The sequence below is a fragment of the Pseudoalteromonas sp. S3776 genome, from assembly GCF_005886915.1.
In the GTDB taxonomy this organism is placed as follows: Bacteria; Pseudomonadota; Gammaproteobacteria; order Enterobacterales; family Alteromonadaceae; genus Pseudoalteromonas.
The window spans coordinates 1-253 of the sequence record NZ_PNCU01000255.1 but is presented as its reverse complement, the minus strand read 5'-3'; the positions used below and the strand labels follow the sequence as shown (position 1 = coordinate 253).

Here is a 253-nt window from a genome sequence, read left to right as displayed (position 1 = left end):
ACGATAATTGTTGGGATTTTTGTTTTGTCTTTTGTTTCAATAACTACTTTCTCACGGTGACCGGTTTGTTCATCTGCTTCATCACGATAAGTGAAACCATCCAAGATACTATCAAAACGAATAGTACCATTTTGTTCAGCAACGATTACATTATTGAATGGATCCCAAGTACAGATGATATCACCTTTCTTCACTTGTGCACCATCTTTTACGTTTAAGGTAGCACCATAAGGAATGTTATTAGTGATCATTA

Annotated in this window: 1 protein-coding gene; it reads right to left on the bottom strand. The window is 35.2% G+C overall.

Annotation, left to right across the window (positions count from 1 at the left end; translation table 11 throughout):
* Positions 1-253 (bottom strand): biotin/lipoyl-binding protein (locus tag CWC16_RS19815; RefSeq protein ID WP_138542720.1); only part of this gene is annotated, 253 nt, incomplete at both ends.